The 14,187-nt window shown below is 65.9% G+C and carries 12 protein-coding genes; 4 read left to right on the top strand and 8 right to left on the bottom strand.

Annotated elements, in window-relative coordinates; translation table 11 throughout:
• Positions 1-30: 30 nt before the first annotated feature.
• Positions 31-1,233: a serine hydrolase domain-containing protein gene (locus AWC16_RS05590; RefSeq protein ID WP_085263775.1), complete on the top strand. Its 1,203-nt coding sequence runs from the start codon at positions 31-33 to the stop codon at positions 1,231-1,233.
• 33 nt (positions 1,234-1,266) lie between these two features.
• Here AWC16_RS05590 and AWC16_RS05585 read toward each other — a convergent pair whose 3' ends face one another.
• The 6 genes from AWC16_RS05585 to efp all read right to left on the bottom strand — a co-directional run bounded on the left by AWC16_RS05585 (position 1,267) and on the right by efp (position 7,698).
• Positions 1,267-1,890, bottom strand: coding sequence for an NAD(P)H-dependent oxidoreductase (locus tag AWC16_RS05585; protein ID WP_085263899.1), 624 nt, complete (start codon positions 1,888-1,890; stop codon positions 1,267-1,269).
• 8 nt (positions 1,891-1,898) lie between these two features.
• Entirely contained in the window at positions 1,899-3,059 is a 1,161-nt protein-coding gene (locus tag AWC16_RS05580; protein WP_085263774.1) for an acyl-CoA dehydrogenase family protein, read from the bottom strand.
• A gap of 33 nt (positions 3,060-3,092) precedes the next feature.
• On the bottom strand, positions 3,093-3,671 hold the full coding sequence (locus AWC16_RS05575) for a TetR/AcrR family transcriptional regulator (protein ID WP_085263773.1): 579 nt from the start codon (positions 3,669-3,671) through the stop codon (positions 3,093-3,095).
• Positions 3,672-3,764: 93 nt separating this feature from the next.
• Entirely contained in the window at positions 3,765-6,500 is a 2,736-nt protein-coding gene (locus AWC16_RS05570; RefSeq protein WP_085263772.1) for an aminotransferase class I/II-fold pyridoxal phosphate-dependent enzyme, read from the bottom strand.
• Positions 6,501-6,610: 110 nt separating this feature from the next.
• The gene (nusB, locus tag AWC16_RS05565; RefSeq protein ID WP_085263771.1) at positions 6,611-7,132 is read right to left on the bottom strand and encodes a transcription antitermination factor NusB; all 522 of its coding nucleotides are present in this window, start codon (positions 7,130-7,132) and stop codon (positions 6,611-6,613) included.
• A gap of 2 nt (positions 7,133-7,134) precedes the next feature.
• Positions 7,135-7,698, bottom strand: a complete 564-nt coding sequence (gene efp, locus AWC16_RS05560) for an elongation factor P (protein ID WP_085263770.1) — start codon at positions 7,696-7,698, stop codon at positions 7,135-7,137.
• Between the two features lie 136 nt (positions 7,699-7,834).
• Here efp and AWC16_RS05555 point away from each other — a divergent pair, with 136 nt between their 5' ends.
• Together AWC16_RS05555 and AWC16_RS05545 are read left to right on the top strand one after the other, a co-directional pair.
• Complete coding sequence (locus tag AWC16_RS05555; protein ID WP_085263769.1) at positions 7,835-8,734, top strand: tyrosine-type recombinase/integrase; 900 nt, start codon at positions 7,835-7,837, stop codon at positions 8,732-8,734.
• Positions 8,735-10,129: 1,395 nt separating this feature from the next.
• Positions 10,130-12,232: a hypothetical protein gene (locus AWC16_RS05545; protein ID WP_085263768.1), complete on the top strand. Its 2,103-nt coding sequence runs from the start codon at positions 10,130-10,132 to the stop codon at positions 12,230-12,232.
• Positions 12,233-12,367: 135 nt separating this feature from the next.
• Here the strand turns inward: AWC16_RS05545 and AWC16_RS23840 are convergent, their stop codons facing one another.
• On the bottom strand, positions 12,368-12,811 hold the full coding sequence (locus AWC16_RS23840; RefSeq protein ID WP_133055915.1) for a hypothetical protein: 444 nt from the start codon (positions 12,809-12,811) through the stop codon (positions 12,368-12,370).
• A 183-nt stretch (positions 12,812-12,994) separates the two neighbouring features.
• Between AWC16_RS23840 and AWC16_RS05535 the strand changes: the two genes are divergently transcribed.
• On the top strand, positions 12,995-13,525 hold the full coding sequence (locus AWC16_RS05535; protein WP_085263766.1) for a hypothetical protein: 531 nt from the start codon (positions 12,995-12,997) through the stop codon (positions 13,523-13,525).
• 86 nt (positions 13,526-13,611) lie between these two features.
• On the opposite strand, the gene AWC16_RS05530 is transcribed toward AWC16_RS05535, so the two are convergent.
• Positions 13,612-13,962 carry a GIY-YIG nuclease family protein gene (locus tag AWC16_RS05530; RefSeq protein ID WP_085263765.1) on the bottom strand — a complete coding sequence of 117 codons (351 nt, stop codon included), beginning with the start codon at positions 13,960-13,962 and terminating at the stop codon, positions 13,612-13,614.
• Positions 13,963-14,187: the final 225 nt, after the last annotated feature.

The following is a 14,187-nucleotide window of genomic DNA, read 5'->3' as shown; positions in this document are numbered from 1 at the left end:
CGCGCTTGCGATCGCCGCTAACCTGAGCCGGTGAATCTCGACCCCAACCAGGCGCCCATCCGCGAGGCCTGCGACACCGGCGTGCTCGCCGGCGCCGTGACGCTCGTCTGGCAGCGCGGCCAGGTGCTGCAGGTCAATGAGATCGGCTATCGCGATGTCGGGGCGGGGCTGCCGATGACCCGCGACACAGTGTTCCGGATCGCCTCGATGACCAAGCCGATCACCGTCGCCGCCGCGATGACCCTGGTCGACGAAGGCCGGCTGCGCCTCAACGACCCCATCGCCCACTGGCTGCCGGAGTTGGCCTCGCCGAGGGTGCTGATCGACCCGGCCGGGCCGCTTGAGGCGACCACCCCGGTCCGGCGCGCTCTCACCATCGACGACCTGATGACGCACCGCTGCGGCATCGGCTACGGCTTCTCGGTGCCCGGCCCGATCGCGCGGGAGTATCAGCGGCTGCCGTTCGGGCGGGGGCCCGAGGCCTGGCTGACGGCGCTGGCCGCGCTGCCGCTGGTGGATCAGCCCGGTGAGCGGGTGACCTACGGGCACGGCATCGATGTGCTGGGCGTGGTGCTGTCACGGATCGAGGGCAAGCCGCTGCCGCAGGTGCTCGACGAACGGATCCTGGGGCCGCTCGGGATGTCCGACACCGGCTTCTGCGTCTCCCCCGCGGCACGCGGGCGCAGCGCCACCATGTACCGCGTCGACGGAGACACCCTGCGCGACGATGCGATGGGCCCGGTGCCGATCGCCATGCCGGCGTTTCCCAACGCCGGCGGCGGGCTGATGTCCACCGCCGACGATTACCTGGCGTTCGCACGAATGTTGCTGGCGGACGGCATGGTCGACGGGACCCGGGTGCTCTCGACCCAGGCGGCGCAGGCGATGCGCACCGACCGACTCACCGATAGCCAGAAGCGGCACCCGTTCCTGGGGGCGCCGTTGTGGGTCGGCCGCGGATTCGGGCTCAACCTGTCGGTGGTGACCGATCCGGGCAAGTCGCAGCCCCTGTTCGGTCCGGGAGGTGCCGGCACGTTCAGCTGGCCGGGCGCCTACGGCACCTGGTGGCAGGCCGATCCGTCCGCGGATCTGATCCTGCTGTACCTGGTCCAGAACTCACCGACGCTGTCCACCGACGCGGCCGCGGCCGTCGCTGGCAACACCTCGGTTGCCAAACTGCGGGTCGCGCAGCCGAAGTTCTTGCGCCGGACCTACGCCGCGCTGGGGCTGTGAGCCCGGCTCACTCGCAGGCACACTCGGCACGTTTTAGAGCATCTTCCCCGCAGCGCGCGCCCTCTCCAGGGCGGCCTCGCGCATCTGCTCGCGCTCCTCGGAGGTCCATCGAGTCGTCGGCTCGAACACCAGGGTCTCGACCGTGTAGCCCAGCATGGTGAACACGTACTCCAGGTAGGGCCGCTGAAAGTCCTGCAGGTCGTGCCGGCTGCCGTCGTAGACGCTGGAGCGGGTCAAGATGAGCTGTACCGGCTTGCCGTCGCCCAACGTGCCCACGTGTTCACCGCGTTCGTTGACCGTGAAGCTGGCCATCGGTTGCACAATGACGTCGATCCACGCCTTCAAAGCATGCGGCACATGCCAATTCCACATCGGCGACGAGACCACGAGGCGGTCGAAGGAGCGGACCCGTTCGATTTCGGCCAGCACCTTCGACCAGATCTGCTTCTGCTCAGGTGTTCGTCGCTCGCCGTAGAGCGGTGCGAACTTGGCGAAGGCGGCATCGCGCCCGAAGGTGACCATCTCATCGGTCCACACCGAGAACCGTTCCACCTCGCCGACGACGTCGGCGGGCGCAGCGTGCAGGAACGCCTCGGCCAGCGCTGAGGACAGCGAATGCTCTTGCTTCGGACTCGCCTCGACCCACAGGGTTCTCATGGCGGCCATTAGATCATCGAGATCGGCGAGATCTTGACGCCGACTTCGAGTGCCCCGGCCAGCTCACGTGCGGTGTCGTAGTCGAAAACGACATGCCCACAGATGATGTCGACGTCGCGCCTGGCGCGCTGCATCGGGTTGGACAGAAAATGCACGCTGGCGCCGGATGCTTCGAGCAGATCGGCGATCACCGAGCGTGATTCGTGCACGATATGCGCCGCCGCCGCTCGGGCGTCGGCGCGAACCGCCCGGCTGATGCGTTCACGCGCAACCACCGCGTCCTGAATCCGGCCGACCGTGTCGCCGAGCAACCCGTGCAGGGCGCGCAGCCGGACCCGAGCGTCGCCGAGGCGGATCTGGGCGGCAGGCTGGTTCTTCTGCGCCGCACCGGAATACGCCATGACCCGCTCGCTCAGCCGCTGGGCGAACAGGTCGGCCACCTGTTCGGCCGCGCCGAGAGCGGGCATCGCGGCGACCAGCGCCAGCGCCGGAACCATCGGCCACCGGTACGCCGACGCATCGTGCAGCGCGGCGCCGGGCGCTGTTCCCGAGTAGATGTCGATGACCTTGACCAGTCGGTGCGCCGGCACCCAGACATCCTCGATCACCACGTCATTGGACCCGGTCGCCCGCATCCCGGCGGTGTGCCAGACATCCTCGACGGCGATGTCGGTCGCCGGCAGCAGCACCAACGCCGGGTAGGGAGCCTCATCGGGCCCGCAGATGGCGCCGACCATGATCCAGTCGGCGTCCATCACCCCGGTGGCCCACGACCAGCGCCCACTGAGGCGAATCCCGTCGCCGTCGGGCACGCCGCGGCCGGTCGGGGCCAGCGGCGCGGGGCACAGCACCGGCCCGTCGGCGAACACCTCGTCCTGGGCCTGCTCACCGAAGAGCGCCAGCATCCAGTTGTGCAGCGTGTAGAACGCCAGCGTCCAGGCGCTCGACGCGCAGCCGTGCGCCATCCGGCGAACCGGATCCAGGATCTGCGGGAAGTCGGCCTGCTGACCGCCGTAGCGCGCGGGCAGCAGCAGGCCGGCCAGCCCGGACTCGCGGTAGTCGCTGATGGTGGCGGGCGGAAGCCGGCGCAGTTCTTCGGCTTCCGCGGCACGTTCGCCCAGGCGCGAGATGAACTCCTCGGTCACGCAGAAGTCTGCAGCGGTCGTCATGCACCGGACCGTACCATACCTTTTGGTATGGAGTCAGTGGCGCAACATCACGTCCAAGAACGGTTCCCGCCAGCCCACCGCGCGTGGACTCGGCCGCGAACCGGCCAGATGCAGGATTCCGATCCCGGCGGCGAACGTGGCATTGGCCCGCATGTCCGCCTCATCGGGACCGAATCCGTCATCGAGAAAGGCCTGCCGGACGGCGGTGAGCACCCGCCGGTCCGAACTGCGCACCGCCGCCGCGACGCTGTCCTCCGAACGCGCCCACTCGCGCATCGCACGTTCGAGCATCCAATGCGCGGGCCCCACCAACGAATTCATCATGCGCGACAACCGCTCACGGGGCGGCAACGTGGCCAGCGCGTCGAAGTCGCCGCGGTCCTCATCGCGCGCAGCAGCCCAGGTATCGGTCAGGGCCTGCCGGTAGGCCTTCATGTCGGTGAAATGCCAGTAGAAGCTGCCTTTGGTGACCCCGAGCCGCCGGCAGAGGCGGTCGATGGTCAGCGCTTTCACCCCGGACTCGGCGAGAATCCGGAAGCCGGCCTGCACCCAGTCCTGCACGGACAGGCGGGAACCGCCTCCCGACCCGCCAGCGGATTCCGACTTGGCCATGGCGAGTCAGCGTACTGACCCGAATGTCAGGTTGTGTCACGCGTCGACCCCGGAAGCGTGCGTTGACCCGACATTCGGCGGGTGAGAGGCAAATCAGTCCACGTTCGCAGTCCGCGAATAGCGGGCCAGGGCATCCTGCGTGAACACCGCCAGACCCAGGTCCGGGTTGTAGCCGTGGATCTCCTTGACGTCGAGGTCTGCCAGGAAGTACAGGATCTCCTTGGAGACCACCTGACCGGGAACCAGCACCGGGAAGCCCGGCGGATACGGCACCACAAAGGTGGTCGACACCAGAGTCTTGCCGTCTGCCACGCGGCGGCCGGCGTCCCCGATCAGCACATATTCGCGGTCGGACTCCTCGTAGCCGCCGTAGAAGGCCGACCGCATGTCGCCGAATGTGCTTGCACCGCCTGGACGAAACGCCGGCGCGAACTCACTGAAGTCCGGCAGCGGCGGCAGATCCGCGGTGATCTCGACCATCTTGCGTTCCTGCAGGGCGCGGTCCTCGCTGCTGGCGGCGTTCCAGGCGCGGTCCAGTTCGCCCGAGACCCGGCGCAGCGCGTCGAGCAGGTAGTGCACGCTGGACCAGGTGACCCCGATGGTGAAGATCAGCAGCACCGAGTTGATCGAGGTCTTGTTGATCTGGATCCCGAAGCGGTCCATCAGGATCTTCTCGCGGAAGTCGTAGCCGTTCATCCCGGTCTTGCCGACGTACAGGGTGACTCGGGTCGGGTCGAGCACGAACTCGTCGGACCGCCAGGCCTCGTTCCACTCCGCCAGGGCACCCTGGCGAACCTGGCGGTAGGAGCTGACCGCCGACGCCCGGAACCGATCGGGCACCAGGTCGTCTTCGTCGAGGATGCGGAACCACTTGCTGATCACCCGGTCCTTGCGGACCCGGTGGCGAAACACCAGTGCCATGTCGTAGACCCGCCGCACCATGTGGAAGCCTTCGATGTCCACCTGCCGGCGAGCCAGGTCCAACGACGCCAGCAGCTGCTGGTTCGGCGAGGTGGAGGTGTGGGTCAGAAACGCCTCGGTGAACGCGTCTCGAACCAGCGCGTTGAAGTCCTGGTCCCGGACGTGGATCATCGAGGCCTGGCGCAGCGCCGACAGCGACTTGTGCGTGGAGTGGGTCGCGTAGACGCGCACCCGCGCCGAGGGGTCGGGCAACAGCCGGTGCTCGCTCCACTGGGAGCGGTCGACGCCCTCCATGGAGGCGCGCCAAGCCTGGTACTCCTCGGCGTAGACCGGTGAGGCGAGCATGTTCTCCAGGCGTTCGGCGGCGACCATCGCGGTGCGCTGCCGGGCCCACGGCACCGCGGTCGCGAAGGCATACCAGGCTTCGTCCCACAGGAAGCAGATGTCCGGCTTGATAGCCAGGACCTCCTCCATCACCCGCTGCGGGTTGTAGACCACGCCGTCGAACGTGCAGTTGGTCAGCGAAATCATCCGTACCCGGTGCAGCTGCCCGGCGGCCTCCAGGTCCAGCAGCGCGCGTTTGATGGTCTGCAGCGCCACCGCACCGTAGATCGCGAACGGCGCCAGCGGGTAGGCGTCCAGATACATCGGGTACGCGCCGGCCAGCACCAGGCTGTAGTGGTGGGACTTGTGGCAGTTCCGGTCGATCAGCACGATGTCGCCCGGCCGGGTCAGTGCCTGCCCGACGATCTTGTTGGCCGTCGAGGTCCCGTTGGTCACGAAGTAGGTGTTGTCGGCGTTCCAGGTCTTTGCGGCCTTGTCCATCGCGATCCGGATGGTGCCGTGCGGGTCGAGCAGCGAATCCAGGCCGCCGGACGTCGACGACGTCTCGGCCATGAAGATGTTGCGGCCGTAGAACTCCCCCATGTCCTGCAGCGAGCGTGAGTTGAAGATGCTGGCGCCGCGGGCCACCGGAAGCGCGTGGAACTGACCGACCGGCTCGGCCGCATAAGCGCGCAACGCATCGAAATACGGTGTGGCGTAGCGCTTCCGGATACCGGCCAGCACGGTGCTGTGCAGGTCGGTGACGTCGTTGAGCCGGTAGAAGGTCCGGTCGTAGACATCCGGCTCCACGTCGGCGTCGGCGGCGATCGACTCGTCGGTGAGCAGGTACATGTCGATGTGCGGGCGCAGCAGGCGCATCCACTCACCGCACTCGATGGCGTCACGACTGGAATCGACGACTCCGGCGTCGTCGTTGGTGCCCAGCAACGTGGTCATCAGCGGTACCCGGTCACGCGAACGCAGCGGCAGGTCGTGCCGCACGATCGCGGCTTGGATCTCGCCGTTGAGCGCGACCGCGGTGATGGCGTCCTCGACGCTGGACACCACCAGCAGTTCGATCTGTACCTCGTCATCGGGCTTGCGCAGCGCACGAAGGCTTTCCGCCAGGCTCTCGGGCGCCTCCGGCGGCGAGTCGTCGGCCAGCAGCACGGTATAGAACTGCTGCTGGCGGGCCTGAGCCACCAGTTCCTGATCGGACAGCGGCGAGCCGATGTCGAACAGCGCCGCGCGGTCCCCGTAGTCCGACAGCAGCCGCACCACCAGCGAGACCTGCTCGCTGAGCGACACCGTCGCCATCGCCTCGAGGTAATTGCGGAACGCCGCCAGCCGCGTCGCACCGGGAAACAGCCAGTACCGCTCAAAGGCCCCGAGGCGGTGCATCAGGCGCCGCGCCTGCGCCACGTGGTGGGCGGTGTCCAGGCCGGCGCGGTCGACCGCGGCCAACTCCCGACAGGCGTCGTCGAGCAGATTCCAGGTGTCCACTCGGGAATACGACGGGTTTGCCACCGCCGCCAACGCCGATACTCGTAGCCTCCGATGCCGTCCGTCGCTTTCCGAGCCCATGGAGCCAGTCTGCCTGTTCGACGCCGGCATCGGGACCCTTTGAGGCCGCGCTACGACACGTCGACCCCGCAATATGGGAGCCAAACACCATGCCGGCACCGCCCCTGTGGTCAGCCTCGGTCTGGTGGATCGGAGTCCGCGTCGGGCGCGGGCTCCGCCGGCTTGGTCGCGCCCCGCACCGCCAGCGATGCCGCCCGCAGCTGCGGCGTCACCAGCATCACCTGGCCCAGCACGCCGTTGACGAAGCCGGGCGAGTCGTCGGTGGACAGCTCCTTGGCCAGCTTCACCGCCTCGTCGACGGCGACGGGTTCCGGCACGTCCTCGGCGTGCAGCAGCTCCCAGATCGCCACCCGCAGGATCGCCCGGTCCACGGCCGGCAGCCGCTCCAGCTTCCAGCCCTGCAGGTGCGAGGTGATCAGGTCGTCGATGTGGGCGCTGTGCTCGGTCACGCCGCGGGCCACGGTGACGGTGTAGGGGTGCAGCGGCGCCACGTCGGGCTGCTCGCTGGCCAGCGCCATCCGAATCTCCGCGCCCTGGGCCGGGGTCAGCCCCCGGGCCTCGGACTCGAAGAGCACGTCGACGGCGCGCTTGCGGGCCTGGTGCCGGCCCTTAACCGGCTTGCCAGCGGGCATGGTCAGGAGTTGACCCGTCCCAGGTAGCTGCCGTCGCGAGTGTCGATCTTCAGCTTGTCTCCGGTGTTGATGAACAGCGGCACGTTGATCTGCGCGCCGGTCTCCACGGTCGCGGGCTTGGTGCCCGCGCTGGACCGGTCACCCTGCAGACCGGGCTCGGTGTGGGTGACCTCCAGCTCGACGCTGACCGGCAGCTCCAGGTACAGCGGCACCCCGTTGTGGAAGGCGATCTGCACCGGCATGCTCTCCAGCAGGTAGTTCGCCGAGTCTCCGACGAGCGCCTCGGGCAATGGGTGCTGCTCGTAGTCCTCGCTGTCCATGAACACGAAGTCGGCGCCGTCGCGGTACAGGAAGGTGGCGTCGCGCCGGTCGACGGTCGCGGTCTCCACCTTCACCCCGGCGTTGTAGGTCTTGTCCACCACCTTGCCCGACACCACGTTCTTGAGCTTGGTGCGCACGAAAGCGGGGCCCTTACCCGGTTTGACGTGCTGGAACTCGGTGATCTGCCACAGCTGGCCGTCGATCACCAGCACCAGTCCGTTCTTGAAGTCAGCAGTTGAAGCCACGGTCTTTTCTTCTCTCCTAGAGAATGGTCAGTTAGTTAGGGAAGTCGATTCTTCCCCTTAGCGGATTGACCTGCACTTATGGCAAGCCATTCCCGGATTTCCGACTTGCACAGCGCAAGAACGTAAGATAACGGTTGTGCCGGAACCTTTGCTGTACGCCCTCACGGAATCCTGGGAGCTGGCACTGCTGTCCGCCAACCGCTCCCCCACGACGATCACGTCCTACCTGCGCGGGGTACGGCTTTACCTGGAATGGTGTGGCGACAACGAACACGCGGAGCAGCTTACGCGGCCCACGGTGCAGCGTTACATGGGCGAGCTGATCGCCGAGGGCAAGGCTGCCAACACGGTGGCCCAGCGCCTAGCCGCCCTGAAGCAATTCGCCCGGTGGCTGGTCGAGGAAGGCGAGATCTCCGAGGACCCGCTCTGGGGCGTGCGGGCACCCAAGATCCCCACCAAAGTCACCCCGGCGCTCTCCGACGACCAGCTCAGCGCACTGCTTGCCGCGTGCCGGGGCAATGGCTTCCGGGACCGCAGGGATACCGCCATCGTGCGACTGATGTTGGAGACCGGTATCCGCGCCTCGGAAACGGTGGCACTGACCGTGGCCGACGTGGAACCGCTGCGGGGCGGCATGGTGACCATCCGGCACGGTAAGGGCAGCAAGGGACGCACCGCGCCGTTCAGCCCGCAGACAGCCACCGCGCTGGACCGATACCTGCGGATACGCGCCACTCACAATCTGGCGGCCACCCCAGCGCTGTGGCTGGGAGTCGGGGGCAACCGGGGGTTGAGTTATCACGGCCTCAACGACACCCTGCGCGACCGGGCCAAGACGGCGGGAATCTCTGGTTTCCACCTCCACCTAATGCGGCACACCGCCGCGACTCGATGGCTGCGCGCCGGGGGCAGCGAACAGGGATTGATGTCGGTGGCCGGGTGGACGAGTCGGTCCATGCTCGATCGGTACACCGGAGCGTCCGCCTCCGAACGGGCCGCCGCCGAGGCGCGCGGGCTGAATCTGGGCGAACTGTAACGAAACCGGTCAGCGGTGCCCGCCATCTCCAGTCGAATGAAAGTCATCCTATAGTCGGGCTATAGTGAAAACCCTTGCCCTACTTAGGGTTACAACGACTAGACGTCCAGAGTCTGCTACGCTAGTCAGTACAGCGCCCAGGTGAATCGGAATCCGACCGAGCCGCTGCCCTCGGAGGGGGTAGACGCCTGGACCAGCGTGACAATGTGACGAGGCACCAAGCGCAGCGCACACCGCGAGACACCGGAGTGTCGGATTCCGGCCCGGTCTCGGGAGCCGTGCGACAGAAGATTCACGCTGTCGCGGAGGTTCCCCCCCGATGAACAAAGAGCTAAGCCGGGCTGCCGGTCGGTACTCGCAGCTAAAGCGCGTCCGTTCCCTCGATGACCCCGAGGTAGTAACCGCCCACCGAAATCTGGCCACCGCTCGAATCGCCGAGCACGCCGCCGAGGTGATGCAGTCTTGCCCGCCACTACTACCCGACCAAGTGGAGCGGATCGCCCGTGTCCTGGGCGGTGAGAAGTGACTGCCATCAACGACGGGCTGACCCCCACCGAGCGGTCGCTGCGCAGCCGCACCGCCGCACACGCCTCATGGGCGAACACACCCGACCGCACTGCACGCACCGCAGCAGCCCGTCAGGCTGCGTTGAACCGCTTCGCTGACCAAGTGGACCCCCATGGCTCACTCTCCCCGGTAGAGCGCGCCCAGCGCGCGGAGAGTGCGCGAAGGGCCTATTTCGCCGGGCTGGCACTGAAGTCCGCGCGGGCACGTCGTCGCCGCGCAGGCGGTGTCGCGTGATCCGGGGCCGGTAGCAGTGAGTAGCGGCAACGCGGTGAAGGTGGGCGACCGGGTTCATCTGGATCGTGATGAGTCCCGGTACCCGAGCAGAGGCAGCTGGCCGCAGTTTCGGGCCAAGGCGGGGACCGTCGTCGAGGTGAACCGGTCAGGGCGGGGTGCCACCGAGTTTGGGGTGGCGCTCGGGAAGGTGACAGCCCGCACCGATGGTCGGGGCGCGCTCAACTGGGATGCGGGGTCTGTCTTCTGGTTCAGAGCACACGAGCTGTCGCGGGTGAGGTCCCAGAGCAACGGTGACGGCCGTATGCCCAGCCTCGGCGGTGATGAGTCCAAAGAAGCCGGGCCAGCCTGTTCTAGTGGCGATCCTGGTTTCCCCGGCTGCGCTGACGATCCGCGCCAAGGTGCTCATGTGGGTCGTCAGGAGTGCCACCGGGAAACGTCTGCGAACCTCGCCGCCGCCCGACGAGAGATCAGACGATGAGGGAGGTAGACGGAGTCGCGGAGATCCGCGAGGCCGTCGCCGCACGACCCACCCAAGGGGCGTCTTTGTCGCGTAAGTGCTTTGGCTGGCAGGCGGTTGAAGCACGGTGTCGCGAGATGCCGGATTGGATCGCCTCGGGCAGTCATCTTGAGTTGCGCTTCGGTTGGTCGAAGGAGCAGACCGCCGCCGTCGCCGACGCCCTGGGCCTCGACGCCACGATGACCGAGGACATGCGACACGTCACGGCGATGATGGTGCGCGACATCGTGGTCAACTGGCAGACCCGGGGCAAAGAGACGTTCTACTCGCGGTCACGAGACTTCTACAGCGACATGCCCCGCCGCTACCGCACCATCGAATTCCTGTCCTATCACTACGTCACTGGCGTATCGGACTGGCTGGCAAGTCGGGGGTACATCACCCAGACGTTGGGCAAGCGCAACCCCGGCCCCGGCGGCGATTCCTACCGCACATTCGCCAAACCCACCCCAGTGTTGCTCGATTTGGTCACAGGCCTGATCGATGTTGCCGAACCACGTATGGCGGAGAAGACCCCGGAGTTGATCATCCTGCGCGACGAAGGCGGCAAGTCGGTGGACTATGACGACACCGAGGAAACCCGCCGGATGCGGGCCGAGATGGTCGAGATCAATGCCCGCATGCGTGCACTGTGCCGCCCCCGCCTGGATGGCCGCGAAGTTCAAATGCCCTGGCTTGTCAGGATCTTCAACGTCGACTTCGACCACGGAGGCAGGCTCTACTTCAAAGGCAACTCCAGTCAGAACATGCCCAAGGTGGATCGGCGGCGGGTAGAGGTGGAAATCGATGATGCACTCCACACCACCACCGAACTGGACTATTCGACCTTGCATCTGGCCCTGGGCTACGCCGAGGAGGGGGAACGCCGACCTCGCCAGCCTTACGAGATCAAGGGCTTCTCCCGCGATGAGGTCAAGGTTGCCACCAACGTTGCGATCAACGCTCCTAGCGAACTGAGCGCCATCCGCGCGATCGCCATGGACCAGGCCGAGAAAGAGCGAAAGAGTCACCCCACCCGAACGGACCTGGCCCACGCCCACACGGTGTATCGCCGCCTTACTCGCAAGCACTGGAGAGCACGGAACCTAATCGGCTCCGGGGCCGGCCTTCGCCTGCAACGGATTGACTCTGACATCGCGGTGCAGGTGATGCTCTCCATGCTGCGCCAGGACATCCCGGTCCTACCCATCCACGACAGCTTTCTGGTGGCTACTCACCATCAAGAAGAGTTGTGGATGGCTATGGCATCTGCAGCCAAGGCCAGAGGCTACGACCTGGAGATTCACGGAGAAGACAACACCTTCAGGGCGCAGGCAATTACTCACCCAGGTGTCACGTCCACCAACTATCTCACCGAGGTACCCCGACCCACCCCGCACCGTCCCTACCTCCCTACTGGAGGATACTGCTCTGACCAGCACCTTTATCAGGGCACCAACGGTCGGCTGTCTAGCGAACCGAGCGGCAAGACCCGACAAAAGGAGTGTTCGGGCACCGATCCGCCCCGTTGGGTGTACCCCGGGCTACCACGGGTCTTGCTCAGATCGGTTGGCCCACCGCCAGGTTCAAAAGGCTTGGGGCTGCGCGATGGCGAACATCAACGATGTCAGCGAGCGCACCATCGAGGATATGCGCGCCTACCTGTCGGCTGGCCGGATCACCGACAACACCGACGGCGTGACCCCAGCCGAGGCAGCCGCGATGGGCTGTGTCATCGCCGAAACACAGCGCCGCGCCATGATGCGCGTTACCAGCCCCACACGCGCTGGTGTCGAGTTGGCCGAGAGCCCCCGCGATTTCGTTTCCCTTCCGTTCGGGCATGGCTGGGCGAAGCACTCGGCGACGCTTCCGAACCGAGGGCTTCGGGAATTTTTCCATGCAGGCGAACGCTGTTCATGCGGATGAACGTTTGCCCACATGAACGATGGAAGGAAAATGATGTGACCGACGAACTCAACGCCATGACGGCGACTCAGTACAAGACGTATGAGAACCGGCTGCGCCGGGTAGCCGCGCGGCAGGGCTTGCGGCTGGAGAAGTCCCGACTACGCGATCACCGCGCTGTCGGATACGGCACCTATCAGCTTGTCGATGTCGCCTCGAATACCCTCGTCAGCTATAGCGGCACCAACGGGTACGGCTTGGGATTGGATGACATCGCTACGACTCTGTACGAGTAACCGCACGCTCCACTCCAAACGACGGATTCGACAGGGTGCCCGACGGATACCGGAGAGTTTGACGATGACGAACCCCGACCTGGGTCGCCTGACCGCCGTCCCTGCGCGTGATGTGTGGTGGGATAGTCCGTCAGATCAATCGTTGTCGGGATGCTCGTCCAGGTAGTCGGTCAGCTTCTTGAGCATTGCCTCGGGGGAGATAGGTGGCTTGATGCTGAACTCCAGCTCCTGGAAGAGCATGCCAGTCAGAGTGATGAAGCCCTGGAGAAGTCGGTAGGTGCCGTGCTCCTGCGCTTGCACTTCCTCGACTTTGGTCCAGGACCGCTGGGGATCGTCACCGACGAGGTAGGAAGCCATGACGTTGATGGCCACGCGGGCGTTGTCGTCGGCCTTGTTCGGGAAGCTACCCACGCGGTCGAGCCTGCCAGACCGGCGGGTCGGCAGAAGCAGCGCCTGGACGTGGCGGCGGGCCAGGAGTCGTTGGTCAGTATCGGCATGGGGCGGGCCTGTGATGTCGATACCCTCGACAGTCACCGCCTGGTTCAGGTCATTTATCGCGTTCGTGCGGGAGACGTTCACACAGCCGCCGAGGCATCCGTTTTCCGGGCAAGGCCCGTGCTGGCACTGCTGTAAGACGCGGTGACCTGACGGTCCAAGGGCGGAGGCATCTCAGGAGGTTGCGTGCCGCGCCTATGCGCGTGCTTCCCTCGTGCCGCTGAGATGCCGTGAGATCATCGAAGTAGTCTGAAGTAGGGAGCACGAATGGCTAGCGGTTTCAAGATCAACAAGCAGGGCATCCGGCAGATGACCCGTGAGATTGAGCGAGAGTTCGCCAAGAACCCCGTTCGGGTTCCCCTTCAGGCCGACCCCTCCGGGGTGCAATTGCCGCTCGCGACGACGGTCAACACCTACCACGGTCCAGTAGTCACCGTCACGGGTAACCATGCTCAGCTCGCATGGAACAATCACGCCGTGGCTCAGGGGCAGGAGAGCACCGAGCAGGTCGCCCCCGGATACGAGGAACTGGCCGACCTCGTGACTCGGCTCCTGGCCAGCCTCCCCTCACTCAGCCTCGACACCGACGATGAGACAGAAGCACACGCCACCAGCGAGACGATCTTGCGCGAAATCGTGAGGGCGAAACCCGACAGAGGGGTCGTGAGGCGAGGCGTCACCATGCTCAAAGGCCTACTGGCCCCCATCGCATCGGGCATAAGCAAAGCAGTCACACAAGAGTCCGCCGAGGTGGCACAGCAGATGATCGAGTCACTGGGTAACACACTCCCGTTGTGAGCCATGCCCGACCAGCCAGGCGGCCAGTGGTTCGCGATCGCTGCTGCTTCGAGACCATCGCCAACGATTACACGCAGCCCCTTCCGCTACATGAATGACCGGCGGCGCTTGAACGCCGCGATGTCGGCCTTGGTCAGCAGGAACCATTCGCCGTTACGGCGGCGTTCGCGGAATCGCTCATGCCAATAGCGCTCGATCCCCACCGCGTCGTCGGTCTCAATGGTGTGCACCACTTCCAGCTTCTCGGGCAGCTGTAGCCCGATCTCATAGGCGCGCCGCCCGTGGTCGTTCGACCGACCGATCTTGTGGAACTTCCCCGACCGGACGAGGTAGACGTATCCCGGCACCGGCTGCGCGGCATCCTCGTCATCGCCGCCGGTGGAGTCCGGTACGGGCTCGTCGGCGACAGCCGGGAGCATCGCCGCGAGGATCGCCACTGACGCTCCCGTCGCATATTCCCGTTGACTGCCCGGTTTTGAGAATACTAGTTATGCGACAGGTTTTCAAGACTTCCGGGGCGTCCATTCAGCCAGGAAGTGCAGTCCGTGGTCGGCATGCTGTCGCAGTCGCATCAACCCATCGTTTTTGTGACGCGGCGGTTATGGGCATGTCGTTCCAGTCGCAGGCGGGGTACTATCGCCTCAGAGCCACTCCGCATGGCT

It is taken from the genome of Mycolicibacter longobardus (assembly GCF_002102265.1).
Classification (GTDB): domain Bacteria; phylum Actinomycetota; class Actinomycetes; order Mycobacteriales; family Mycobacteriaceae; genus Mycobacterium; species Mycobacterium longobardum.
This window is presented reverse-complemented; position numbering and strand designations above follow the sequence as displayed.